This is a genomic window from Allorhizocola rhizosphaerae (assembly GCF_003426775.1).
GTDB lineage: Bacteria > Actinomycetota > Actinomycetes > Mycobacteriales > Micromonosporaceae > Allorhizocola > Allorhizocola rhizosphaerae.
In genome coordinates, this window is sequence record NZ_QJUG01000076.1 from 1 (window position 1) to 23,523 (window position 23,523).

Consider the following 23,523-nt stretch of genomic DNA (forward strand, 5'->3'; position numbering starts at 1 on the left):
CGCAAACCGCGGCGGCCGCGGAGCCTTCCGTCCCAGCGGTACCGGTGCCGGCCGTCGCACGGCAGCCCGGCGCCGAAGACCGTGCGCAACCAGCCGGCCGCGCCGCGCCGCGCTGGCCCGCCCCGGGAACCACCACGGTCGAACTGCCCACATCGGACAGCAAAGCGAGCACGGGTGCGGTGGCGATGCAGCGTCTCGGCAACGTCGCCAAGGCACGCGTCGAAACGCTTGACCCGCAGCGGGTTTCGAAGCTCGGCGGAGTCGGCCTCGGCGTGCGCGTGCAGCGGGCCGATGGCGACAAGAACACCGGCAGGCTGCGGCTCACGCTGGACTACTCGGGCTTCGCCACGGCTTACAACGCCGGTTTCGCCGCACGGCTCAGGGTCTTCCGGCTGCCGGCATGCGTGGTCGACGGTGCACCCGGCGGCTGCCCGCTCACCCGAGAGCCCGTCGCGGCACGCAATGACCTCACCGGGTACCGCATGGATCTGGAAACAGACGCGGTGCCGGCGGGGGAACCGGCGCCGGTGCTGATGCTGGCCACCACGTCGGGCGGCTCGTTCGCCGGCAACTTCGGCGCCACCGACCTCGCCCCGTCGGGCAAGTGGCAGACCGGCCTGGCGTCGGGCAGCTTCGAATACAGCTACCCGGTGCCGCAGCCGCCCAGCCTGGCAGGCAGCGGCCCGGACCTGAAATTCGAGTACTCATCGTCGGCTGTGGACGGCATGACCGCGTCCACCAACGCGCAGGCGGGCTGGACCGGGCTGGGCTGGTCGCTCAACCCCGGTTTCATCGAGCGCCGCTACAAGCCGTGCGCCGATGACGCCACCGGCACCGGCAAGAAGGCGAGCCAGAAGGACTGGGGCCACCTGTGCTGGGAGTCGCCCGACCAGAACGACGGGCAGGCCGACACCAACGATCCCACCAATTCCGAGCTCCAGCTGTCGCTCAAGGGCCGGTCCACGCGGATCGTCAAAGACCGGGCCTCCGGCGGATGGAAGACCCAGGAGGACTACGGGTGGACCGTCCAGTATCTGACCGGCGGAGCGAGCGGCCAGCCCTATTGGCAGATCACCACGCTGGAGGGCGACGTCTACCGGTTTGGCTACCGCCGCGACTCGATGTGGCAGGTGCCGTTCGCCGGCGACGACCCGGGAGAGCCGTGCAACAACCAATACAACAGTGGTGGCTCGCAGTATCCGGGCATGTGCCAGGGGCCGTGGCGGTGGAACCTCGACCAGCTCGTCGACGTCGACGAAAACCTCACCACCTACCACTGGAAGCGTGAGGCGTGGCGTTACGCCTGGCACGCCGACGAGGTGTGCTGCGCGGACCCGCCGACCTACCGATACACGACGATCGACTACGACCGCGGCGGTTACCTGGACCGCATCGAATGGGGCTCCAATCTGGACGTCGCGGGCAGCCAGCCCACGGCCAGGATGGTATTCAACATGGTGTCGCGCTGCTCCAGCACGACCACGCGCGACGACCCACTGTCCAATCCGTACCCGATCGACACCGGCACGGGAAACCTGAGCTGCACGCTGAGCACCTGGGACGTGCCGGACGAGCTGCTGCACTGCGACAGCTATCAGTGTCCGGGCTCAGGCCCGTCGTTTTTCATCGTGCGCCGCCTCGACTCGATCGTCACATACTCCCGCGATCCGGTGACCGGCGTGTGGGAGGACGCCACCAAACTGCAGCTGAGGTTCAGATACCTCCAATCCCCGGAGAACGGCAACGGTGAATGCTGCACACCGGCGCTGTGGCTGGACTACATCCGCCCCGTGGGCCTGGCGGGCGCGGGTGAGTTGCGCCTGCCGCCGGTCGACTTCGACGCCGTGGAGCTCAATGGCCGGGTCAACTGGGGACCGGATTGGTGGTTCAGCACGCCCAAGGCGATCCTCCCGCGCATCTCGGCCGTCCACAATGGATTCGGCGGGCGGATCGAGGTCAGCTACGGCCGTGCCAACCCGTGCCCGGACGGGGGCACCGATTCCAGCGCCTACGACACCTGGCATTCCGGCATGCAGTGGGACCGGGTGGCGCAGGACTGCTTCCGCACCTACGACTTCTGGTTCCCGTTCGCGGGCGGCCCGGAGGTCTTCTACGGCATCTATCACAAGTACCAGGTGACCAAGGTGGTCGAGAAGGACGCCGTTGGCGGCTCGCCGGACTCCGTGACCGCCTACGAATATCAAGGGCAGCCCGCATGGGCGCTTCCGATCGACTACCTCGGCACGAAGATGACCGTGCCGGCCCCCGGAGGCACCAAGACCTTCGAAACCGCGTCGTGGAACGAGTCGCGCGGCTACGCCACGGTGCGCACGCTCAAGGGTGGCGGGACCGACCCGTCGGCATACACCGTCACCACCGACACCTTCCTGCGTGGGATGTACGACGACCCGTATGCCAACGGCACGCTCAAACAGACGACCGTCACCGACTTCGACGGCAACGTGATCCAGGACCGGCGCCTGCTCGGCGGGAAGGAGCTGGAGCAGCGGACGTGGCGGATGACGTCCTACAACGCCAACCCCGCACTGCGCCAATACACCGAGATCGAATCCCAACGCCACGAGTACCAGGTGGTGCTCACCGGAGACGGGCCGGGTGTGCACGATCCGGCGGTCGTGAACCAGGCGCGCACCCGTTCGCGTGAGGCCCTGGCCGCCGGTGGTTTCCGGTACAGCGACAAACGGACGCAGCACAACGCCCACGGCCTGCCGACGGTGGTCAACGACTACGGCCAGGACGGCGTCGCCCACGACAACACGTGCACCACGACCACCTACGTCATGCACGCCTATCCGGCCACGGTCGAGGAACGCGCCGGCGACGATTGCGTTGCAGGCCCGATGACCGGCAAGACGGTGAAGTCCTACGACAGCGACGCAAACCTGCTGCAGGACACGACCTGGACTTCGCCCACCGCGTCGAGCACGGTCCATTACACCTACGACGCCTACGGCCGCAAGACTTCCACCACCGACGAGCTGAACCGAGTCACGACCACCGCCTACCAACCGGCGGTGGGCTGGCCCTACAACGGGGTGACCGTCACCAACCCGCTCGGTCATCGCACCACCACCTGGACCAGCCTGCTGCACGGCCAGCCGGTCAAGCAGTCCGATGTGGACAACAACCGGACCACGGAGATCGACTATGACCAGCTTGGCCGCACGGTCGCCCTGTGGGAGCCGGGCGAACCCCGGTCGGCGGGCACCCCATCGGCCACCGCCGCCTACACCATCCCCTACGACGGGGTGATCGGCCAGCCAACGGCCGCGCCCAAGAGCGTGCTCGCGAAGCTGCGCTCCGGCAGCGGTACCACGGCGAAATGGGAAACCACGCACACCTACAGCGACGGGCTGGGCCGCGACCGTGAGGTCCAGAAGGCGTCGCCCGCCGGAGGGCGTGTCGTCACGCCGACCATGTACGACGGTCGCGGGTTGAAGGTCGCGTCCGGCGAGCCGGTGCACAACACGGCGGCTGCCGGAAGCGGATTGCTCAACGCGGCCACCGCCACCCTGCCGTCGTGGAGCAGGTTCGGCTACGACGGGGCCGAGCGCGAAACCGTGACCGCACAACAGACCTATGCCACCGAGGTGCGGCGCAAGACCGTGCAGTATCAGGGCGCGGAGGGGCGCACGGTGACCCCGCCGGCCGGCGGCAGCACCGAGTACTGGACGGACATGCACGACAACGTTGTGCGGGTGGTCGAGCGGGTGGATCCCTACGCGCCGTTCGAGACGCGGCTTGAGTGGGACCGCGACGGCAACCTCACCAGGATCACCGACGCCCGCGGCAACGTCCGCACCTACACCTACGACTGGGCGGGCCGCAAGCTGACCGCGACCGACCCGGACAGCGGCACCACCACGAACACCTATGACGCAGCGGGGAACCTGCTGTCCACGGTGGACGGCCGCGGGCAGCGCATCTCGCACGTCTACGACGGCCTCAACCGCCGCGTCGCCACCTGGGCCGGTGACCCCGGCACCGGGACCAAGCTGGCGGAGTGGCGCTTCGACATCGTCCTGAAGGGACAGCCGGCCGCGTCGGTCAGCTATTCCGGCGGCAACGCCTACACCGAAGAGGTGTTGGCCTACGACACGGAATACCGGCCCACGCGCACCATCGTCACGCTTCCCGCCGCCGAGGGCGCGCTCGCGGGCGGCTACGAGTTCACGGCCGCCTACGACCGGGCGGGCAACCCGATCCAGACCGGCATGCCCGCCGTCCCGGCGGCCGGGCTCGCGGCGGAGAAGGTCACCACGACCTACACCGACCTCGGTTTCGTCAACACGCTGACCTCCGACCTCGGTGGTGGGTTCACCTATGTGGCGGGTACCTCGTACTCGCCGACCGGACGCCCCACCGAACGCCGGTACGGCGGCAGTGCGCAGGTCAAGCGCACGATGGCCTGGGACGCGGCGACCAACCGCCTGACCAACGTCGGCACGTGGGTGGGCACGGTCAAGAAGCAGGACGACGACTTCCACTACGACCACGCCGACAACGTCACCCGTGTCGTGGACAAGGCGCTGGCCACCCCGCAGTCGGAATGCTTCAGCTACGACCTGCGCCACCGGCTCACCTTCGGCTGGACCACCACCAAACCGGACTGCTCCGGCGGCCCGTTCAGCAACCCGGACAGCAACGGGCCCGACCCCTATTGGCGCTCCTACGGCTACGACGCCACGGGAAACATGACCTGGCAGGACACCTCGGGCCGGATCGGCGAATACGTCTATCCGGCGGTCGGCGCGGCGCAGTCCAACGCCGTCACGAAGATCAAGTGGCCGGACCGCGAGGACAGCTTCGGCTATGACGCGGCCGGGCACATGACCTCCCGTGTGGTGGCGGGCCAGACCACCGGATTCGAGTGGGACGCGCTGGGCCGGCTGAGCCGGGCCACCGCCGCCGGGCAGGCCACGGAGTACGTCTACGAGGCCGACGGCGACCGGCTGGTGCGCCGCGACCCGGGGCGCACCAACGTCTACATCGGACAGCTGGAGCTGGAGCTGACCGGCACGGTGGTCAGCGCGCGGCGGTACTACACGGCAGGCGACGGTGCCGTGGTCGCGGTGCGCAGCAGCACCGGCGGGCTCAGCTGGCTGCTGGGCGACTCACAGCGCAGCGAACAGCTCTCCGTCGAAGACTCGTCCGCGGCCGTGCAACGGCAACGCTATCTGCCCTTCGGCGCGCATCGCGGCGGTCGCGACGACATCACCAGCACCGAACGCGGCTTCCTCGGCAAGGTGGAAGACGGGCGCACCGGGCTGGACTACCTCGGGGCGCGCTATTACGACCCGGCCATAGCGAAGTTCATCAGCGCCGACCCGCTGCTGGACATGCGGATGCCGGAATGGCTCAACCCGTACGCGTACGCGAACAACAACCCGATCAGCAGGATGGACCCGAGCGGGCTCAAGGCGGAGTGCAACGCCAAGGCCAAATGCGAGACGGCCAAGGCAGACCCGAAGAAGCCCAAGCCGCCGGGCGACAAGTGCAAGGGGAAGGCCAACTGCACCGACGCCGCCCTACGGGCCATCCTCAAGGCGCTGACCGGCAAGCCGTGGACCGGCAAGATTCCCGAGTACCTCGACTTCTACCACGCCACGACGCCCGAGGCCGCGCGGAACATCAAGAAGTACGGCATCGACCTGTCGGCCGGCGGGGTGAAGACCGACTTCGGTCAGGGGTTCTACGTGACCACGGATCTCGATCAGGCGCAGGACTGGGCCAAGCGTAAGAACAAGGGCAAGCCCGGCGCGATCGTCCACTTCCGCGTGAGGCTCGACGACCTGCTGAAGCTGTCGTACAAGTACTTCCCCTCGGCCGGTATGGCATGGGGAAGGTTCGTCCTGCATCACCGCAGGGGCGGCACGAGGCACCACTACGACTGGGTCGCCGGGCCGCTGCTGTTCGATGTCGGGAAGGCGCTGCGGGGCATCCGGCCGTTGGAGGCCGGTGGCTCGCAGCTGTCCATCCACACCAGGGCCGGCGTCCGGCTGTTCAACGCCGGGTTCGTCCGCATCATCGGGCCGCGGACCAAGCCCACGCCGCCGCGAGACAATTAGGCTGGAATCGTGGAAATCGAGGTCAGGGCGATCCCCGAGGTCAAAGGCTTCCTTGAGGAGATCGTCGACGAGATGGTGCGGCTGTTTCGGATCAGCCGGGACGAGGCGATCGGCCGGATGAACCGGGAGTGGGCCGATCAGGAGTTCCACGACGAGGACGATCTGATCTTCCACGAGACGCCGGACTATTGGGCGCGCGACATCTACTACGGTCCGGACGCGCGCTGGCGGGATCGGGGCGCGACACCGCGCCCGCTGCCCTATCCGTGAGCAGCCGGGTGGCTACCGCCCATCGGCGGTGGCCACCTGGCCCGTCTGCGGGTCGAAGGCGTGTGCCCGTGCGACATCGAACCACAACCGGATCGGCTGGTTCTCCCGCGCGTCCGACGCCGCGGGCAACCGGGCGACCAGCTGAGTCCCGTCGGTGGGCAGGTCTGCCGCGCCGGAGTCGGCCGCGAGCTCCTCCAGCTCGGCGCTGGTTGCCCGTGGGCCCTGCACCACGAAGTATGCGTATTTGTCCGACCCCATGGATTCCACCACATCGGGCGTGGCATCGAACTCGATCCCGCGCCGCCGCGTCTCCTCATCGATCATCGCGGCGTCGGCGAAGTGTTCCGGCCGCGCTCCGAGGATGACCGGCTGGCTGAACCGCAGCGGCAGCGTGCCCAGCGGGCTTTCCAGCCCGTCCGCGCCGGGCGTCGCGTACAAGAAATTCATCGGCGGCGACCCGATGAACCCGGCGACGAACAGGTTGGCCGGAGAGTCGTACAGCTCCTGTGGCGGGCCGATCTGTTGCACGACGCCACCGCGCATCACGACCAGCCGGTCGCCGAGCGTCATGGCCTCGGTCTGGTCGTGCGTGACGTAAACCGTGGTCGTCCCCAACCGCCGCTGCAGCCGCGACACCAGCGTGCGCATCTGCACCCGCAGCTTGGCGTCCAGATTGGACAACGGCTCGTCCATGAGGAACGCCTTGGGGTCGCGCACGATCGCGCGCCCCATCGCCACGCGCTGCCGCTGCCCGCCGGACAGGTTGGCCGGCTTGCGATCCAGCACCTGCGACAGCTCCAGCAGCCGCGCCATCTCATCCACTTTGGACGAGACCACATCCGGCGCGACCTTGCGCAGCCGCAGCGGGAACGCGATGTTCTCCCGCACGCTCATGTTGGGGTACAACGCATACGACTGGAACACCATCGCCATATCGCGGTCCTTGGGCGCCTTCTCGTTGACCCGCCGGCCGTCGATGCGCAGCTCGCCGGTGGTGATCTCCTCCAGCCCGGCGATCATGTTGAGCGTGGTCGACTTGCCGCAGCCGCTCGGCCCCACGAGGATCAGGAACTCGCCATCGGCGATCGTCAGATCGAATTCGCGCACCGCCACCGTACCGTCCGGAAAGGATTTTGTGACTTTGTCGAGGACGATTTCAGCCATTGCTCACCCCTTGACGGCACCCGATGTCAGCCCGGCAACGATCCGGCGCTGGAAGAACAGCACGAACAACACGACCGGGATGGTGATGACGACGGCCGCCGCGGAGATCGCCCCGGTCGGGTCCTCGAATTGCGACGCGCCCGTGAAGAATGACAGTGTCGCCGGCACCGTACGCGACCGCTCGGTCGACGTCAGCGAGATGGCGAACAGGAAGTCGTTCCAGGCGAAGATGAACACCAGGATCGCGGTCGTGAACACTCCCGGCGCGGCCAGCGGCACGATCACCCGCCGAAACGCCTGCGCCTGTGTGGCCCCATCCATCTGGGCCGCCTTCTCCAGCTCCCACGGGATCTGCCGGAAGAACGCCGACAGCGTGTAGATGGCCAGTGGCAGCGCGAAAGTCACATACGGAATGATGAGCCCGGCCCACGTGTCGAACAGGCCGAGCTGCCGCTCGATGTCGAACAGCGGCGAGATCAGCGAGATCTGCGGGAACATCGCGATCAGCAATGACAGTCCGACGAGGACACGCTTGCCGGGGAAGCTCAGCCGCGCGATCGCATATGCGGCAAGCATCCCGAGCACGACGGCGATCGCGGTTGCGATGAGCGCGATGCCGATGGAGTTCACCAGCGCCCGCAGGAACATGTCGGTGGAGAAGATGGCGCGATAGTGCTCCAGGGTCCACTCCTGCGGGATGAACTTGCCGTCCGTCAGCGTGGCCGGTGTCTTGAGCGACAGCGAGACGATCCACAGCACGGGCACGAGCGCATAGACGACGACCAGCAGGTCGATCAGCCCCCAGCGCAGAGTCTTCATCGCCTGCCCCCATCGTCACTTCCCGGTGCCGCCGCACCGAAAATCTTCACGAACAGGAACGCGATCGCGGCCACCGCAAGGAAAATCAGCACCGACATCGTGGATCCGATGCCGAGATTCAGGCCCTTGATGAGATTGTTGTAGGTCAGCATCGACACCGACGAGGTCTCATTCGCGCCCGCTGTCAGCACGAAGATGTTGTCGAAAATCCGGAACGCGTCGAGCGTGCGAAACAGCAGGGCCACCAGGATCGCGGGCTTCATGGCGGGCAGCATCACCTTGGTGAAGCGTTGCCACCATCCGGCGCCGTCCATCGCGGCCGCCTTCAGCAAATCATCCGGTACCAGGGCCAGCCCCGCCATCAACAGCAGCGCCATGAACGGGGTCGTCTTCCACACCTCCGCCAAGATGATGACGGCCAGTGCGCTTGCCCGCTCGGTCAGCGGCGCGCCCTGTGCGAACGCCTCCGCCAGATAGCCGGTCTTGGGCGTCCAGGCGAACCGCCACGAGAACGCCGCCACCACGGTGACGATGCCATATGGGATCAGCGTTGCCGTGCGCACCAGCCCGCGCGCGACCAGCGTCCGGTGCATCACCAACGCCAGCGCCATGCCCAGCACGAGCTCGATGGCCACGGACACGACCGTGATGAACAGCGTGATGCCGAACGCGGTCCACCAATAGTCGTTGGACAGCACCGTCGCGTAGTTCTCCAGCCCGACGAACTCCTGCTGCTGTGGGAACTTCAGATCCGCGCGCTGCAGCGACAGCCACACCGAATACACGATGGGCCAGGCCGTCACGGCCACCATCACGATGACGGCGGGCGCGCACAACAGCCACGCCAGGCGCCACTCTTCCTGTTTCACGGCAACACACCCTTCGACTCCAGCGCGTCCTGCAGCGAGCCCCGCAGCTCCCGCGCCGTCTCCTCGGGCCGGATGCCCGACGGGGGCGACAGCGTGGCCGACAGCACCGTGGACACGTTCTGATAGGCCGGGGTCGATGGCCGGGCCCCCGCGTCCTTCAGCTCGGCCCGGATCTCGTCGCGCATGGGATAGGCCTGCTCCATCTCCGGGTCGTCGTAGACCGCCTCGATGGTCGGCGGCACGCCGTCGTTGATGGCCGAGAACTTCTGGTGCTCCGGCGAGCGCAGGCACAGCGCCGCCTCGAACGCCTCGTCGGGGTGGCGCGAATACGCGCTGACCGCGAGGTGATATCCGCCCACCGTCACGCGGCTCGGTGTCCCGGGCTGGATCGAGGGATAGCGGGCCCACGCCGTCTTCGCGGCGATGTCCGGCGCACCCGACTGCATCGCGGCATACACGAACGGCCAGTTCAGCTGGAACGCCCCGCCGCCGCCCTGATAGGCCAGGCGCACGTCGTCTTCGAGCTGGTTGGTGAACGACGGGCTGGTGACCCCGGCCGTGGCGAACCGCTGCAGCACGGCCAGCGCCTGCACGGCGCCCGCGTCCATCACGGCCTGCGTGCCGTCATCGTTGAGGATCTTGCCGCCGGCGGACTCGACGAGCGTGTTGTAGAGGACGACCAGGCCCTCGTATTGCGCGCCCATCGTCAGGATCTGGTAGGGCTGCCCGCGCGATTTCAGGTCCTGCGCGGCGGCGATCATCTCGTCCCAAGTGGACGGTGGCCGGCTGACCAGGTCGGTGCGGTACCAGAGCAGCTGGACGTTGGTGTTCTTCGGCGCCGCATAGAGCTTTGACTGGTACGCGGCCGTCTCCAGCGGCCCGGCCAGAGTCCCGTTTTCCGCCTCGGCTCGGTGCTGGCCCGTCCATTCCCGAATCCACCCGGCGCTGGCGAACTCCGGCGTCCACGTGACGTCGAGTGCCAGCACATCGATGGCGCGGTCACGGGCCGCGAGGCGCCGGGCCAGCTGCACCCGCTGGTCGTCGGCGCCTCGCGGCAAAACGTTGTATTGGATGCGGTAGCGGTTGCCGGCCTGCCGGTTGCAGTCCTCGACCACCTTCGGGAAGTTGTTCTCCGGTGCGTAATAGACGTTTATCGTTGTTTCGCCGCCATCCCCGCCGCCCGTGCCGCACGCCGCGGAGATGCCCAAGACCAGACCCATCGCAGCGGCCAGCGCACCCGTTCGCATACATCTCTATTACCCCATGTGAGCCACCTCTAACACAGTGTTCGCAAAAGGCTCACGCGGGACGACGCGGGAGGCGATAATGATCGCAGCCACGGTGCCGACCAGGATCGCGCCGGGCAGGAACGGCACCCCGTCGACCGGGAACGAGTAACCGGCCGCGGCCATGAGCGCGTCGGCGAAGGGGAACGACGAGTACATCTGGGTCAGCCCCACCGGGATCGCGGCGACCAGCGCGGCCACCATGACGAGCACCCGCCTGCCGACCGACCGGCGGGGGACCATGAACCACACGGCGATCACGGCCAGCGGCACGCCCGCCGCCGCGAAAAACGGTGTCACGCTTCCGGCCCCGGCGACGGCGGCGACCACCACGGCCGCGATCCACATCGGCCTGCCGCGCACGGCGGACGCGCACACCAGCGCGGCCAGCACGAGCAGCCCGACCACGACCGCCGACGCCACGAAGAACCCGTCCGGAAGGCGCGTGTTCCACGTCGGCCAGTGGTACGCGACCGCCGGAGCGCACGAGGCGCCCAAGACCGCGAACCCGGCCAGCGACCGCCGCACCGCGATCTCATCGGTCCGGAACAGCCGTGCCAGCTGCCACGCTCCATATAGGACGATCGCCCCGAGGCCCGCCGCGAGCAGAGCGGCGTTCGCGTTTGCGGCGTCGCGCGCGTCGAACACCGAGTCGATGGCCCACAGCGTCCCGAGCGCCAGCACTCCCGGCAGGACGATGGCCCCGCGCCCGGCGATGGCCAGCGCCAGCCCGGTGACCATGACGAGAATCGCCGCCTGCCGGATCTCGTGCGCCCAGAGGTGATGCTCGCCCATCTCGTCGGTGAAGTCGTTGAGCGCGCCGGTCAACACAGTCAGCGCGTAGACCCACAGCGCCAGCCCGGCTCCCGCGATGACCCACCCGCGCAGAGCGGGCCGCGGCGCCGCTTGGCCGAGTGGGACTCTCACCTCCACGGGCCGCCGCACGGCAACCTTGGCCGCGAACGCATACCCGAGCACGAAGACCGAAGCGGCCAGGCACGGCCGCACCACCATGGCCGCGCTGCTGGGGACCATCTCGCCGAGGCGCATGCCGTTGTTGTCCAGGTCCAGCAGCGCGAATGGGAACCACAGCGGCGCGGACGCCACACCTATCCCAGCCTTGCGCGCCGCGTCCCAGGCCGTGACGATCGCGGCGAGGTCCAGCACGACGAGCGTGCCGACGAGCCCGGCGAGCCTCCCGCGCCGCACCGTCACCGCCAAAGCCGCGACAACGGTGAAGCACACGGCCCAGAGCAAGAGACCCGGAACCTCATATGACACATACACCGGCACGAACGCCGGATGCCCGCCGAAGGGTTCCACCTCAAGCAACTCCACCAGCAGTGGGGCGCCCACCACGACCACCGGCGCCAGCGCGGCCCATCGCATCGGCAGCCACCGACCCGCCCACCGCCCGGCGAAGAACGCGAAGACCGTCACGATGGCAAGGCTGACAAGGGAAACGGCGTTGGCGAGCAAGGGCACCCGATGTGCGTCCGTGTGTTGCATCATGCCGTAGCCGAACCTCGGTATCCACTGGGCCAGCAGCAAGCACATCAGCCCGCCGGCGAACAGCGCGAGCGGCGGCTGCAACGCGCGCCCGAGCCCCGGCAGCGTCTCGCGCCACCCCAAAGGCACGCCGTCGTCATTGACCGGTGGGGACATCGCAAGGCTCCACGCGAACCGCAGTCGCCCCCAGTGACCCAGGTGGTGCAGCTCGGCAGCCCATTCCCGAGCCCGTTGTTCCCGCAGGGAGGCCGGCCAGCGCTGCGCCGCCATCCGCATCAGCGTTTCGATGATGCTTTTCATGCGGTACGCGGCTTCCGCGCGCCGAGTCCGTCGGCTTTGGACAGTCGTTGGTAGAGCGCGGCCAGCTCCGTGCGGGCGGCCTGCACGCCGTCGGGGGTGAGCCGGTAGTAGCGCCGGGCGGGGCGGCCCTCGGCGACCGGGTCGAGGTCTTCCCACTCGGCGTGCACCCAGCCGGCGCGCTCCAACCGGGTGAGGATGGGGTAGAGGGTGCCGCTGGGCAGCCCGGTGTCGCGGATCAGATCCAGCCCGTAGCGTTCCCGTGCGGGATCGTCCACGAGGGCCGCGAGCACCTTCACCACGGCCGTCGTGATGCGCACATTTTGAACCATGCTCGGAACACTACATAGGGGGGTGTTCCCGGTCCAGATGCTTTTTCAGAACGTCCTCGCCGAAGTCGCCGCGCGGGCGGCGCAGCACCGTGTGCGCGTGGTTGCCGTCCTCCTGCGTGTTGTCGTACTCGATCAGCAGGTCGTCGCCCTGTATCCGGTAGTAGTGCCGTCCTCCCTGCACGGTGGGCCCCTCCCACGCGAAGCTCACCTCGCCCGGATCAGGCCGGAATTGCTCCGGCAACCGTGCCAGATACATGCGCACGATCCGGTCCAGCAGCCCGCGCGCGTCGCCACCGAGGCTCGATGCGGACACCCCCACGGGCTCAAGCGCGGACGCCCTCGGGCTCGTCGCGCTGCGAATGTCACGGGGCGCGGTGTCGGACACGATCGCACGTGACCTTTCAACAGGTGTCATCGCGTCGAGCAGTGCCCGCGCCAGCTCCTCCTCGGCCGCGAGCGGCGCGAGCACCGCCCGCCCGTCATACATCACCCGGTGCGGGTTGGCGCCGAAGAAGACCGGCGCGGGCGACACGACCCCGTCGACGACCGTCATCGTGACCGAGATGTGGTGCCCCTCGAACCGCCACGACCAAGCGTCGTCGTGCACCGGGTCGCCGAACACCGTCACCCAGTAGTCGTTGCTGTGCCTGCCCCGGCGCCACCCCTCGCGCCGGTCGAGCACCTCCTCCAGCGCGACGATCGCCATCGCCTGCGCATAGGCGTGCGGGCTCAGGCCCGTCGCGAGCAGCCGGTGCGCCGCCTTGCGCGCTCGGTCGTCCATGTTGGACAGCGATGCTCCTGGCCGCGATTCCGGCCGATATTCGATCCATCGCCGCGCGCCCGCATCGTCGAACCGCAGCCCCGCCAGCGCCCGCTGCTGCTCGTCGAGCGCCGCGAGCAGTCCCCGGGCGGCCTCACGCATGTCTTCAAGACTCACCGCCCATGTATATCGCGCTGACCGGCCAATCCGTTGGCGGCAAGCCACTGCGGGTCGGGCGTCACCGACTCGAGCACCTCGACGAATACGCCGTCGGGTCCGGCCACTTGAAACCGGCGCCGGCCCCACGGCTCGGTCACGAGCGCAGCACCACCTCCAGGCCCGCGGCGTGCGGTCCGCCTCGCCTATTCATCACCGTTGATCGGCAACGGGTCGCATATAAGTCATGACCGGCAGTAAGCCAAGCCGGGAAAGGTTGCAATTTGGCCAACGTCCGGTAGCGTCAGGCGGCGTGAGCCCCTCGGTGACCCCTCACCGCCGGCGGTCAACGTCGTCGATGATGACCCTGATGACGGTCTTCGCGACAGCGGTTCTGGCAATGCCCGGGACGGCTGCCGCGCAACCCGACCCTGATCCACACGGGAGCGACCCGGCGAAAATCGCCGCGCTCAAGGACAATCTCGCGGCCGCAGCGGCCGGCTACATGAAGGCCGAGTCCGACCTGGCGGGCTCCCAGGCCAAGCAGGCCGAGCTGCAAACCCAACTGTCCAAGGCAGAGGCCGACCTGGCGCGCGTCAAGAAGCGCGTCGCCGACTACGCGGCCGAGGCATACATGATCGGCGGCGTGGGCACCATCGGTCTGGTGCTTCAGGCCACGAGCAAGGAAGACTTCATCGGCAAGGCGCAGGCGATGGACCGCCTCACCCGTGCCGACTCGGAGCGCCTGGTCACCATGGCCGACGCGAAGCGGCGCATCGGCGAGGCCAAGGCGGGCATCGACACTGAGGTCGCCGCGCAGGCCGATGCGGCCAAAGAGATGGCCCGGCGCAAGCAGGCCGCCGAGAAGGCGCTCGCCGCCGCGCAGGCCCCGCCCGCACCGCCCAAGCCGCCGTCGGACTCGTCGGGCATCCCGACGGCCAACCCGGCCCCGCGCAACCCGGACGGGAGCTGGCCGTCGCAGTTGTGCTCGGTGGACGACCCGACGACGTCGGGCTGCATCACCCCGCGCACGCTGCACGCGCTGAAGGAAACCCAGCGGCTCGGGTTTGGCCGCTATGTCTCGTGCTATCGGCCCGGCAACAAATACGAGCACCCCAAGGGCCGAGCGTGCGACTGGTCGGCCACGCCCGACGGGTTCGTCAACCGCTCGGCGGGCGGTGGCGACAAGGCGTATGGCGACCGGCTGGCCGACTTCTACGTGAAGAACGCCCGCGCGCTGGGGGTCATGTATGTCATCTGGTACTGCGAGATCTGGCAGGTGAGCACGGGCTGGCACCGCTACAACTCGGCCGGGTCCAAGTGTGGCGACGCGCCCGCGCCCGACCACACCAACCACGTGCACCTATCTATCTACTAGCGTCGCGTCGGTCTCGTCGGCGGGCACGTGCTGCTTGCGCGCCAGCGCGAGCAGCGGCAGGCACAGGGCCGACAACCCGCCCGAGACCAGATAGGACGCGGGATAGCCCCACACGTCCGCGGCGCGCCCGAGCGCGGGCTGCGCGACCACTCCGCCGGTGTTGCTGACCAGCGAGTCGAACGACAGGATCGTGGCCCGCTGCTGCGACGGGATCATGCCGTTCATGAGCGCCTGCCGGATCGGCATGGCCGCCGCGAACAGCACGGCCCACACCACGACGGCCGCGATCACCGCCCAGAAGTGGGCAAACAGCCCCATCACCAGGATCGCCGCCGTGCCAACGACCTCGGCGGCGATGAGCGCGCCGGTGCGGTGCCGGAACAGCCGGCGCACCTGCGAGGCCAGCAGGCCGCCCGCGATCTGCCCGCCGGCGACGATCGCGGCCACGACGCCCGCGATGCCGTAGGCCTCGGGATCGCCGTAGAGGCCCAGCAGATAGGGCTGCAGCGCGTAGAACACGTAGATGGTCACGCCGCCGGTGAAGACACCGGCCAGCATGAGGTAGCGCACCGCCGGGAGGCGCCAGCCGTACCGCAAAGAATCGGTGACGATGCCCTTCACCTCGGCCACCAGGGTCTGACCGTCGCGTTTGGACGTCCAGCCCAGGTCGTGCATTGCCGCGAACGCCACCCCGAACATGACCACCAGCAGCCCGGCCCGCACCACGAACGGCATGCCCAGCGTCGTGAACTGGGCCAGGAAGCCGCCCGCGACCGAGCCGCCGAGCATGCCGATGCCGCTGAGCATCTGCGCGCGGGCGAACACCGCGTCGAGCTGGCCGTCGAACCCGGTCGCGGTGAGCGCGTCGACCAGCCACGCCTCGGTGGCGCCGGAGAAGAACGTGAAGCCCAGCCCGAGCAGCAGCGACACCACCGCCCACGCCCAGAAGGGCGCGTTCACATACCACAACAGCACATAGAGCCCCGTCGACGCGGCCAGGGTCAGCGTGCCCAGCAGGAACGAGGCCCGCCTGCCCCACGTGTCGGCCACGACCCCGGTGGGCACCTCGAATAACACCATGCCCGCCGTGAAGAACGCGTTGGCCGCGAAGGCCTCCAAATTGGACAGACCCGCGTCGAGCAGGAAGATCGTGTTGACCCCCCAGATCAGCGAGGCGGCCAGCGTGTTGCCCAGGGTCAGGGTGTAATAGGTGCGCTTGATCGTTGTCGGTGTGGCGATCACTTGCCGATCTTAGCCAGCCAGTCCGACACTTCCGCCGGTGTGAGGTGTGCGTCGACGGTCACGGACGGAGGCATGAGGGGATAGACGCGGCCCGCATTCCAGGTGCGCTCATAGGGCGGCTTTTCCAAAACCACGATGCGGTACCCGTCCAGCCTCGGGATGTCGGCCGGCCGCCCCTCGTTCCAGATCCATTTGCCGCCCGCGTCGACGAGATTGAACCGCCCGCCGATCCCCCCGGAGGGCTCAAGATCCTCACCGGTGGTCGCGGCCGCCACCCATTCGGGTGGAATCGGCTCGCCCGGGATCTTGCCCTGGGCCGGATCGCCGATCAGGGTGGCGGCAAGCAGCGTGTGCAATTGGAAGTTGTCACCGATGCCGCCGATGGTGAGCCGGAACCCGCGCCCGGAGTCGGGGTGCAGCACGATGACCGGTTCGTCGTCGAGCACCCGCAGCAGGCCGTAAAGCCACCCGACCTCGCCGATGTGCTCCTGCGCGGCCTCGGCCGCCGCGGTCAGGCGCGCCCGGTGCGGCAGCGCCTTGCGCCCCTTGGCCTGTTGCAGCGGCAGCAGCAGGCTCGGGATCCACTCGCCCACACTGAACCACGCCTCCGCGAGCTCGTGCTCCTCGTTGGAGCCCAGCTCCGCCTGCACGGCCGGGATGCGCTCGTGGTCGTCGGGCTCGGGCAGGGGCGCGCCCTCGCCGACCGCCTGCCACAACGCCGGGAACCGGGCCGCGCGCTCCAGCCCGTCGGACCCGCGCAGGGCCAATGTCTCCAGCGCGACGAGCGGATCACCGCCATATTCCACGAAACCGGCGGCGAGCGTGGCCAGCTGCCCGCCCATGCCGAGCGGCACGGTCTGCAGCGCCCGCTCCAGCTCGTGCAGCGCGGCCGTCAGCTCCGCCGCATCGGCCCGCTCGGCCCGCTTCACGATCTCGCGCTGCGCCGCCGAGAAAGCGCGGTTGTCCTGCTCACGCAGGGCCTCGATGAGATCGGTGGTGAGCATGGGCAGCGTGCGCTTGCGGAACAAGGACATTCGCGCATGTTATCTCGGACCACGCGGAGCCGGGGGCCGTGTCACCTATAACGGAGATAGTCGATACGTCCACATTGCACTCTGTGAGGGGTTTCTAACAGCGAATAGACATGAATATTGTTGAACGTTGCCGCGAACTCGTACAGTAAGAGCGATTTTTGCAGGGGAGGAGAGCGAGGGCCGTGTCTAGCTTTGCCAATGCGAGCCGTGAGCTTGCTGAATTGATGGACAGCGCTAAGGGCCAGTTGGAACTGATGCGCCAGCAACAGAGTGAGGCGCAGTTCGACGGGGAGGACCCGCGCACCGAGGGTGAGGGAGAGAGCCAGGACGGTCTCGTCAGGGCCGTCATGGGCCCCGACGGCCGGCTCATGCAGCTGGAGCTCGACGAGCGGAGCACGCACATTTCCCGCAGCGAGCTGCAACGCTCGATCATTGAGGCGGTCAACGACGCGTGGGCCATGGGGCGCGGCGCCGATGCCGATGACTCCGCGGTCGCCAATATCGACCCCGGCGCGCTGACCCAGAGTCTCAACGAGGCGCGCGATCAGGCCGTGCAGTCGATGAACCGGATCACCGAGGGCCTGCTCGACGCCATGCGGCAGATTGAGAGGTCGACTCGGCAATGAGAACCACAGAGGTTGAGACCCTCATCCTGCGCCGGGCCGAGCAGGAGCTCGTCGAGATGGTGGAGCGTACCATCACCCAGCTCGAAGGGTTCCAGTCCGAGCTGGAAGAGTTCGGTGAGGCGTGGGGCAACGACGACCTGGGTGGGCTGATCGGCGAGGTGTACAAGGCCGCCCTGTCCCTGGCGCTGAACTGCCTGTTCTCCAATTTGGACACCGTGTTCGGCTACGCCGACCGGTTGTCCGTCACGGCCGATGACTACGACTCCACCGACCAGCACTCCTCCGACGGGCTGGAGCTGGTGCGGCAGATGGCCTCCGAAGTCGACCTCCCACTGTGAAATGAGGACGTGAAATGGGATTGCAGCTTCCCGATGAGCTCCGCGGCCTCCTGCAAATGCTCGGCTTCAACTGGCCCGCCGCCGACGAAGAGAAGCTTTTCAACATGGCCCAGGTCTGGATGAACCAGGCCAACCAGATCCGCTCCCACGTCGACGACGCCACCAACGCCGCCTCGCAGGTGTGGAAGGGCAACACGGCCGACACGGTCGCGGCGTTCCAGGCCGCTTGGGAGTCGGCCGACAGCCCCGCCGAGCGGCTCAAGCTCGCCGCCACCGGAGCCCAGATCATCGGCGCCGGGCTGATGGTCATCGCGGGCGTCGTGCTGGCCCTGAAAATCGCGGTCATCGCCCAGCTGGTCACGTGCGCCATCCAGATCGCCGCGGCCATCGCCGCCGCGGCGGCCACGTTCGGCGCTTCGCTGGCGCAGATCCCGATCGCCAAGATGATCGCGAAGTACGCGATCGACATGGCGATCGACAAGGCCATCACGGCGGTGCTCAATGGTTAAGGGGCGCACCACCGGCAAGGCCAAGCTGATGAACGCGGCGGCCAAGGGCGTGATGAAGGCCCTCGACAACGTGCTGCGCGAGGGTAAGAAGCTGGGCGACGACGCGCTCGCCGCGGCCAAGAAGGCGCAGACGAGGCGGGTGCCGGCCGCGGCCAAGCGCCGGCGGTCGATCCCGCCGCACATCAAGCAGCGCCTCGACGAGGGCAACGCGTTCAACCGCAAACGCGAGCCCTACTACCGGGCGCGCGGCGGCGGCAATGAGATCACGCTGAGCAACAAGACGCGCGTGGACTCATACGTGCCCAACAAGGAGATCGTGTCGCGCAAGCACACCGATCTCAGCTCGATCAAGGAAGACACGGCAAAGGGCTACTTGCGCGAGCTCGACAGCAAATACAAGAGCGACGCCAACGTGACCATCCTGGACACGAAGCACAATCGCGATCAGATCGGCGACGTGGTCGGCGGCCCGATGCGTGGCAAGCCCATCCTCGAGGTGCCGGTGCAGTCCGGCGGCGTGCCGCAGAGCGTGCTCGACGAGGCGAAGCGGCTTGGCATCACGATCCGCGACGAGACGGGTAAGGTGTACCGGTGATCAGCGAAGGTGTGAGCTACTGCGAGCGGTGGAACTTCGACTATCAGGAGTCGATCGACCCGCTGCCGCCCGAGCAGGCCCTGGCGCTCGATGTCGCGGGCGACTTCTACACGGTCGTGCTCGCCGACCCCACCGGCGGTGACGTGCCCGAGGCGGTCATCGAAATCGCGTGGAAAAACAACGTCGCCAGCGTGTGGTTCTTCGACGAGTTCGGCCGGCAATCGCTCAACTACGTGTTCCGGCGCACCGACGACGACCGGCTCTTCCTGCACAACATGATCGAATATGAGTACCCCGACGAGCACGCCGAGACGCTCATCGGCGCGACGCGCACCGACGAGATCCGCTTCGAGCCCGACGGGATGACCAAGCAGATCATTTCCGACGACATCAAGCAGGAGCGCGAGACCATCGAGCGCAGCGATGTCGACGTGTCGTCGCATTGGGAGCCGGTGCCCAAGTTCGGTGAGTGGGACTCGCTGGCGCGGTGGAACCGCGACGGCGAGGAGGAAGAATAGTCTTCAACGAAAGAAACGGACGGCGGTCGCGGTCAGCGGCCGCCGTTGTCGTATGGGCTAGCCTTCCGATGTGACCCGGGCGTGCAACGGCGGCGCGGCCGAGGCCGACATCAACCCGCGGCACGGCACGTTCACGGGCGCGGAACTCGCCATCACGGGTGACACAAAACCCCTCGCCGTCTCCGTCGGTCTCGCCCTCACCTTCACCTTTACCCTCACCTTTACTACCCTCACCTTTACTACCCTCACCTTTACTACCCTCACCTTTACTACCCTCACCTTTACTACCCTCACCTTTACTACCCTCACCTTCACCCTCACCGCAGCCGGGCAACAACCTGGCCCGGTCGGCCACGGCTTCGTGTTCGTTCACGTCTTCGTGGGAGAGCTGCGCGGCGATCAACAATGGGGATGAGCCGACGAGCTCCAACTTCGGCTCGCCCAAGGCGGGCAACCGCTGGGGCACGTGGCCCAATCAGGGCGAGCAGTGGTCGGGGTCTACAGCGGTCTTCGGCCCAGCCGGTGAGCCGGGCGCAGGTGTACTTCTTCGACGACAACCAGGGCATCGACCTGCCCGCGTCGTGGAAACTGCAGGCTTGAAACGGCAGCGCCTACGTGGACGGAGGCGGCGCGAGCGGCGGATACCCCGGTTGCGGGCGACCAATACAACACCGTCGCGTTCAGCGGCGTGAGCACGACACGCCTGCGGGTCGTGCTGCAGAGCGCCTCCGGACTCTCCGTTGGTCTGCTTGATCAAGGCCTTCGCGTCATAGGCGTCGGCACATGCGAGAGCGGGCTCCCTATCCGGCGCCCGCCCTTTTCCGTGTGCCGCCGCTTGCCGGGCACGCACACCTTCACACCATCCGGATCAACGGGGCCGCTCTCCACAACATCGGCGATGCCGTCGCGCACGCGGACGCCGCCGCAACATCCGGGATAATGTCGTCGCGCACGCGGACGCCGCCGCAACATCCGGGATAACGTCGCCGGACACGCGAAAAGCGTTGCAATATCCCGGATCCTGCACTTCATCGACCAATATCCGGACACCATCCCGGATCGTCCTCGCGTGATTGGGAGCCCGATCTCGGCAGCAGCCCGCGCCTGGACGGCCAAGGAACATCCCCGCGATGCGGAGCACATTTCTGCCCGACACATAGCGGCCGCCATTCCCCGTGCGTGGGGAAATCTGCCGGTCAACAGCGTTGTGCCGTGGGACCATCCCCGCGTGCGTGGGGAACGTACTGATTTACCTGTGGTGCAGGAGATCAACCGCTGTAATCTTCTTCACCTTGTGGAGCGACCCAACTCGTCAGGGGTGGTTGGGTGGGGTGAGGAAGATGCGCATGGCTTCGGGGGAGCGGGGGAGGCCGTATGCGCCGACCATCTCGCTGAAGTTGCCGAAGGTCATGCCATCGTACTGCCAGGTGCGCGGCGAGTCGGCGAGGGCCCGGACCAGGCTGCGCTGCCGTTCGTTCAGCGTGGCTGGCTCGGTACCAGATGGAAAAGGACCGTCAGGGAAGGCAAGCCGCAGCGCCACGGCCACCGGCGGGAGGGCTGTCACGCCGGTGACTAGGGGGATTCTGGCCAGCAGCGCGTCGAAGGCGGCATCGGCGCCGAGTTGGCCGAGGGCGAGGCCGGCCAGCCCGCCGAGATCGCCGTCGAGGAACGGGATGCGCTCGTCGGTGGCCGCGTCGCGGGTGACCCAGGTTGCCAGCTCGCTTTGGTCGCGCAGGGCGACGGCGGCGGCCCAGCGTACGAGCGGGCGTGGGTCGTGCAGGTGGGCCGGATCCGGCCGGCCGCCGAGTAAGCCGATGCTGATTAGCGCGGTGGCTTCGGTTATCTCACTGTCGAATGTGGACGCCGAGAGGCGCGGCAGGATGGTCGAGGATTTCTCGGGGAACCAGGCGAGCGCGTAGGCGGCGGCCGTCTGCAGTTCCTCGTCGGGATCGCTCAGCAGGTCGAGCAGGAGCGGCACTCCGGCGCGGACGGCATCGTAGACCTGTACGAAGAAGTAGGCGTAGAGCTTGTTTTCGTCCTCATCGGACAGATCGGCGAAGGCGTAATCTTCGTCCTCATCCTCGTCGCCCTCTTCGAGGGTTGAGTCGTCGAGGGAGGAGTCGTCGTGTGGGGCGGGGACGGTGGCGAGCACGGCTTCGCCGCCCACCGCGGCCGCGCGATGTTGGGCGATCGGAAGGTTGTCGGGCAGCCACCAGGAGTCGTATCCGACCGTGAGCGCAGTCAGTAGCCCGACGATCCCCGCCCGATCGGGGGTTCCCGGGTCAGCGAGCAGCTCCAGCAGGAACGGCACGGCGTAGGCCGAGGCCTCGTAGCGCGTGCCCTGGTGGTAGATGTTGCCGTACAGCGCATGGAGCGCCTTCTCGCGCACGCCCACCTCACGCGAGCTCAGCGCGCGAATCTGCGCCGGCACATCCGCCGCACTGCCATACGCGTGGCTCAGCCGTGCCCAATCGATGTCGTCGAGTCCGTCCAACACGGACGCATCGTGTCACACGCCCGGTTCGGCGATGCGATAACCCACCCCCGGCGTCGTCACGATGACCGGCGGCCCACCCAGTTTGCGGCGTAGCCGCCCGACGGTCACGGCGACAGTGTTGGTGAACGGATCGGCGTGCTCGTCCCAAACGCGTTCCAGGAGTTCCTCCGCGCTCATGAACGCGGGACTCGCCATCAGCAGGGCCTCCAGAACCGCGAACTCCTTCACCGACAGGTCGAGCCGGCGCCCGTCTCGGGTGGCCGTCCGGGCGATGGGGTCCAACTCGACACCTGCCGCGCGTAGCGTCCGGGCGCGTGCCGAAGGCCGGCGCCTGGCGAGCGCACGGACGCGCAACACCAGCTCGGGGAAGTGAAACGGCTTGGCCAGGTAGTCGTCCGCGCCGAGGGTGAGCCCGCTGACCCGGTCGCCGGGCGAACCCGCCGCGGTGAGCATGAGCACCATCGGGCGCTCGCTGCGGGCCGTAATCATCTGGCACAGCGTATCGCCGTGGATGCCGGGCAGGTCGCGATCGAGCACCACCACCTCATACGGGTTGAGGTCGAGCTTGGCGGCCGCGGCCAGCCCGTCGTGCGCGACATCGACGGCCATGCCCTGGTCGCGCAGACCCTCGGCGACGACCTCGGCCAGCGCCCGCGCATCTTCGACCACGAGAACTCTCATGATGGCAGCGAGATGGTCACGCGCAGGTCGCCGTGTGCCTCGACGGTCGCCGCGACAATGGATAAACCAAGTCCTGATCTGGTACCCGTGCGGTCCGCCGCGAGCCGCTGGAACGACTGCGCCAGCTTGGCGACCTGTTCGGGCTTGGCCGGCGCGCTGGGTGAGCCGGCGATCAGCTGGCGGGACTGAGCGGTGCGGATGTCGGTCAGCTGGGCTTCGAGCAGGCGGATCCGCTTGTGCGCGCCCGCGAGGCTGGGCTGCGCGGGCACCTGGCCCGCCACCGGTGCGCTCGCCCTCGTGCCGGCCAGCAGTGTGATGAGCGCCAGCAGGCCGATTCCGGGCATCAGGAACAGCACGGCATTCAGCGCAGTGAAACGTAAGCGCACCGCGATCATGCCATCAAGCATGCCCGGCCGGACCTAACAACGGCATGACAGCACCTGACGCTGCGCCGCACCCCGCTTCACTCAGGCCCGCGCCGCGGGCGCGATGGGCGAAACCGATTGGGAGACGCATCACCGGATCGGGCGACATCGGCCCGGCCGCTCTGAAGG

Annotated in this window: 22 protein-coding genes; 9 read left to right on the forward strand and 13 right to left on the reverse strand. The window is 67.9% G+C overall.

Annotated features, from left to right (window positions below):
- Positions 1-44: 44 nt before the first annotated feature.
- Both DM816_RS17985 and DM816_RS17990 read left to right on the forward strand, forming a co-directional pair.
- Positions 45-6,089: an RHS repeat-associated core domain-containing protein gene (locus DM816_RS17985; RefSeq protein WP_162907581.1), complete on the forward strand. Its 6,045-nt coding sequence runs from the start codon at positions 45-47 to the stop codon at positions 6,087-6,089.
- A gap of 9 nt (positions 6,090-6,098) precedes the next feature.
- Positions 6,099-6,359, forward strand: coding sequence for a hypothetical protein (locus DM816_RS17990; RefSeq protein ID WP_117211403.1), 261 nt, complete (start codon positions 6,099-6,101; stop codon positions 6,357-6,359).
- A gap of 12 nt (positions 6,360-6,371) precedes the next feature.
- Here the strand turns inward: DM816_RS17990 and DM816_RS17995 are convergent, their stop codons facing one another.
- The 8 genes from DM816_RS17995 to DM816_RS42655 are packed head-to-tail and all read right to left on the reverse strand — an operon-like array spanning position 6,372 to position 13,712.
- Positions 6,372-7,523, reverse strand: coding sequence for an ABC transporter ATP-binding protein (locus DM816_RS17995; protein ID WP_117211404.1), 1,152 nt, complete (start codon positions 7,521-7,523; stop codon positions 6,372-6,374).
- A gap of 3 nt (positions 7,524-7,526) precedes the next feature.
- Positions 7,527-8,342, reverse strand: coding sequence for a carbohydrate ABC transporter permease (locus tag DM816_RS18000; RefSeq protein WP_117211405.1), 816 nt, complete (start codon positions 8,340-8,342; stop codon positions 7,527-7,529).
- Positions 8,339-9,154 (reverse strand): ABC transporter permease subunit, encoded by an 816-nt coding sequence (locus DM816_RS18005; RefSeq protein ID WP_162907588.1) that lies wholly within the window; start codon positions 9,152-9,154, stop codon positions 8,339-8,341. The genes DM816_RS18000 and DM816_RS18005 overlap by 4 nt, the downstream gene beginning before the upstream one ends.
- Before the next feature lie 53 nt (positions 9,155-9,207).
- Positions 9,208-10,458, reverse strand: a complete 1,251-nt coding sequence (locus DM816_RS18010) for an ABC transporter substrate-binding protein (RefSeq protein WP_117211407.1) — start codon at positions 10,456-10,458, stop codon at positions 9,208-9,210.
- Positions 10,459-10,467: 9 nt separating this feature from the next.
- Positions 10,468-12,306 (reverse strand): hypothetical protein, encoded by a 1,839-nt coding sequence (locus tag DM816_RS18015; RefSeq protein WP_117211408.1) that lies wholly within the window; start codon positions 12,304-12,306, stop codon positions 10,468-10,470.
- Positions 12,303-12,635 carry a PadR family transcriptional regulator gene (locus tag DM816_RS18020; protein WP_170318835.1) on the reverse strand — a complete coding sequence of 111 codons (333 nt, stop codon included), beginning with the start codon at positions 12,633-12,635 and terminating at the stop codon, positions 12,303-12,305. Before DM816_RS18020 ends, DM816_RS18015 begins: the two co-directional genes overlap by 4 nt.
- Before the next feature lie 10 nt (positions 12,636-12,645).
- Positions 12,646-13,557 carry a DUF3500 domain-containing protein gene (locus tag DM816_RS18025; protein ID WP_117211410.1) on the reverse strand — a complete coding sequence of 304 codons (912 nt, stop codon included), beginning with the start codon at positions 13,555-13,557 and terminating at the stop codon, positions 12,646-12,648.
- Positions 13,558-13,568: 11 nt separating this feature from the next.
- Positions 13,569-13,712, reverse strand: a complete 144-nt coding sequence (locus DM816_RS42655) for a hypothetical protein (RefSeq protein ID WP_162907582.1) — start codon at positions 13,710-13,712, stop codon at positions 13,569-13,571.
- Between the two features lie 209 nt (positions 13,713-13,921).
- On the opposite strand from DM816_RS42655, the gene DM816_RS18030 reads away from it, so the two are divergent.
- Complete coding sequence (locus DM816_RS18030; protein WP_246002017.1) at positions 13,922-14,929, forward strand: coiled-coil domain-containing protein; 1,008 nt, start codon at positions 13,922-13,924, stop codon at positions 14,927-14,929.
- Here the strand turns inward: DM816_RS18030 and DM816_RS18035 are convergent.
- Together DM816_RS18035 and DM816_RS18040 are read right to left on the reverse strand one after the other, a co-directional pair.
- Complete coding sequence (locus DM816_RS18035; protein ID WP_117211412.1) at positions 14,915-16,171, reverse strand: MFS transporter; 1,257 nt, start codon at positions 16,169-16,171, stop codon at positions 14,915-14,917. The genes DM816_RS18030 and DM816_RS18035 overlap by 15 nt on opposite strands.
- Positions 16,168-17,205, reverse strand: coding sequence for a hypothetical protein (locus DM816_RS18040; RefSeq protein WP_117211413.1), 1,038 nt, complete (start codon positions 17,203-17,205; stop codon positions 16,168-16,170). Before DM816_RS18040 ends, DM816_RS18035 begins: the two co-directional genes overlap by 4 nt.
- A gap of 224 nt (positions 17,206-17,429) precedes the next feature.
- On the opposite strand from DM816_RS18040, the gene DM816_RS18045 reads away from it, so the two are divergent.
- The 6 genes from DM816_RS18045 to DM816_RS42665 all read left to right on the forward strand — a co-directional run bounded on the left by DM816_RS18045 (position 17,430) and on the right by DM816_RS42665 (position 20,206).
- The gene (locus DM816_RS18045; protein WP_162907583.1) at positions 17,430-17,831 is read left to right on the forward strand and encodes a YbaB/EbfC family nucleoid-associated protein; all 402 of its coding nucleotides are present in this window, start codon (positions 17,430-17,432) and stop codon (positions 17,829-17,831) included.
- On the forward strand, positions 17,828-18,169 hold the full coding sequence (locus DM816_RS18050) for a hypothetical protein (protein ID WP_117211415.1): 342 nt from the start codon (positions 17,828-17,830) through the stop codon (positions 18,167-18,169). Before DM816_RS18045 ends, DM816_RS18050 begins: the two co-directional genes overlap by 4 nt.
- 14 nt (positions 18,170-18,183) lie before the next feature.
- Positions 18,184-18,678 carry a WXG100-like domain-containing protein gene (locus DM816_RS18055; protein ID WP_117211416.1) on the forward strand — a complete coding sequence of 165 codons (495 nt, stop codon included), beginning with the start codon at positions 18,184-18,186 and terminating at the stop codon, positions 18,676-18,678.
- Positions 18,671-19,273 carry a hypothetical protein gene (locus tag DM816_RS18060; protein ID WP_117211417.1) on the forward strand — a complete coding sequence of 201 codons (603 nt, stop codon included), beginning with the start codon at positions 18,671-18,673 and terminating at the stop codon, positions 19,271-19,273. Before DM816_RS18055 ends, DM816_RS18060 begins: the two co-directional genes overlap by 8 nt.
- Positions 19,270-19,791: a hypothetical protein gene (locus tag DM816_RS42660; RefSeq protein WP_162907584.1), complete on the forward strand. Its 522-nt coding sequence runs from the start codon at positions 19,270-19,272 to the stop codon at positions 19,789-19,791. The genes DM816_RS18060 and DM816_RS42660 overlap by 4 nt, the downstream gene beginning before the upstream one ends.
- A gap of 70 nt (positions 19,792-19,861) precedes the next feature.
- Positions 19,862-20,206, forward strand: a complete 345-nt coding sequence (locus DM816_RS42665; protein ID WP_162907585.1) for a hypothetical protein — start codon at positions 19,862-19,864, stop codon at positions 20,204-20,206.
- Positions 20,207-21,103: 897 nt separating this feature from the next.
- Here the strand turns inward: DM816_RS42665 and DM816_RS18075 are convergent.
- Genes DM816_RS18075 through DM816_RS18085 form a run of 3 tightly spaced genes read right to left on the reverse strand, consistent with a single transcriptional unit; the run spans position 21,104 to position 23,364 of the window.
- The gene (locus DM816_RS18075) at positions 21,104-22,288 is read right to left on the reverse strand and encodes a hypothetical protein (protein ID WP_117211420.1); all 1,185 of its coding nucleotides are present in this window, start codon (positions 22,286-22,288) and stop codon (positions 21,104-21,106) included.
- Between the two features lie 12 nt (positions 22,289-22,300).
- Complete coding sequence (locus DM816_RS18080) at positions 22,301-22,969, reverse strand: response regulator transcription factor (RefSeq protein ID WP_170318836.1); 669 nt, start codon at positions 22,967-22,969, stop codon at positions 22,301-22,303.
- Positions 22,966-23,364: a sensor histidine kinase gene (locus tag DM816_RS18085; protein WP_162907586.1), complete on the reverse strand. Its 399-nt coding sequence runs from the start codon at positions 23,362-23,364 to the stop codon at positions 22,966-22,968. The genes DM816_RS18080 and DM816_RS18085 overlap by 4 nt, the downstream gene beginning before the upstream one ends.
- Positions 23,365-23,523: the final 159 nt, after the last annotated feature.

Coding starts and splice junctions, on each gene's coding strand:
- DM816_RS18045 (WP_162907583.1), top strand. CDS start 17,430: ATGGACAGCGCTAAGGGCCAGTTGGAACTGATGCGCCAGCAACAGAGT.
- DM816_RS18025 (WP_117211410.1), bottom strand. CDS start 13,557: ATGCGTGAGGCCGCCCGGGGACTGCTCGCGGCGCTCGACGAGCAGCAG.
- DM816_RS18010 (WP_117211407.1), bottom strand. CDS start 10,458: ATGCGAACGGGTGCGCTGGCCGCTGCGATGGGTCTGGTCTTGGGCATC.
- DM816_RS18005 (WP_162907588.1), bottom strand. CDS start 9,154: ATGGTGGCCGTGACGGCCTGGCCCATCGTGTATTCGGTGTGGCTGTCG.
- DM816_RS18040 (WP_117211413.1), bottom strand. CDS start 17,205: ATGTCCTTGTTCCGCAAGCGCACGCTGCCCATGCTCACCACCGATCTC.
- DM816_RS18015 (WP_117211408.1), bottom strand. CDS start 12,306: ATGAAAAGCATCATCGAAACGCTGATGCGGATGGCGGCGCAGCGCTGG.
- DM816_RS18085 (WP_162907586.1), bottom strand. CDS start 23,364: ATGATCGCGGTGCGCTTACGTTTCACTGCGCTGAATGCCGTGCTGTTC.
- DM816_RS18050 (WP_117211415.1), top strand. CDS start 17,828: ATGAGAACCACAGAGGTTGAGACCCTCATCCTGCGCCGGGCCGAGCAG.
- DM816_RS17995 (WP_117211404.1), bottom strand. CDS start 7,523: ATGGCTGAAATCGTCCTCGACAAAGTCACAAAATCCTTTCCGGACGGT.
- DM816_RS18060 (WP_117211417.1), top strand. CDS start 18,671: ATGGTTAAGGGGCGCACCACCGGCAAGGCCAAGCTGATGAACGCGGCG.
- DM816_RS18080 (WP_170318836.1), bottom strand. CDS start 22,969: ATGAGAGTTCTCGTGGTCGAAGATGCGCGGGCGCTGGCCGAGGTCGTC.
- DM816_RS18020 (WP_170318835.1), bottom strand. CDS start 12,635: ATGGTTCAAAATGTGCGCATCACGACGGCCGTGGTGAAGGTGCTCGCG.
- DM816_RS18000 (WP_117211405.1), bottom strand. CDS start 8,342: ATGAAGACTCTGCGCTGGGGGCTGATCGACCTGCTGGTCGTCGTCTAT.
- DM816_RS18030 (WP_246002017.1), top strand. CDS start 13,922: ATGACGGTCTTCGCGACAGCGGTTCTGGCAATGCCCGGGACGGCTGCC.
- DM816_RS18055 (WP_117211416.1), top strand. CDS start 18,184: ATGGGATTGCAGCTTCCCGATGAGCTCCGCGGCCTCCTGCAAATGCTC.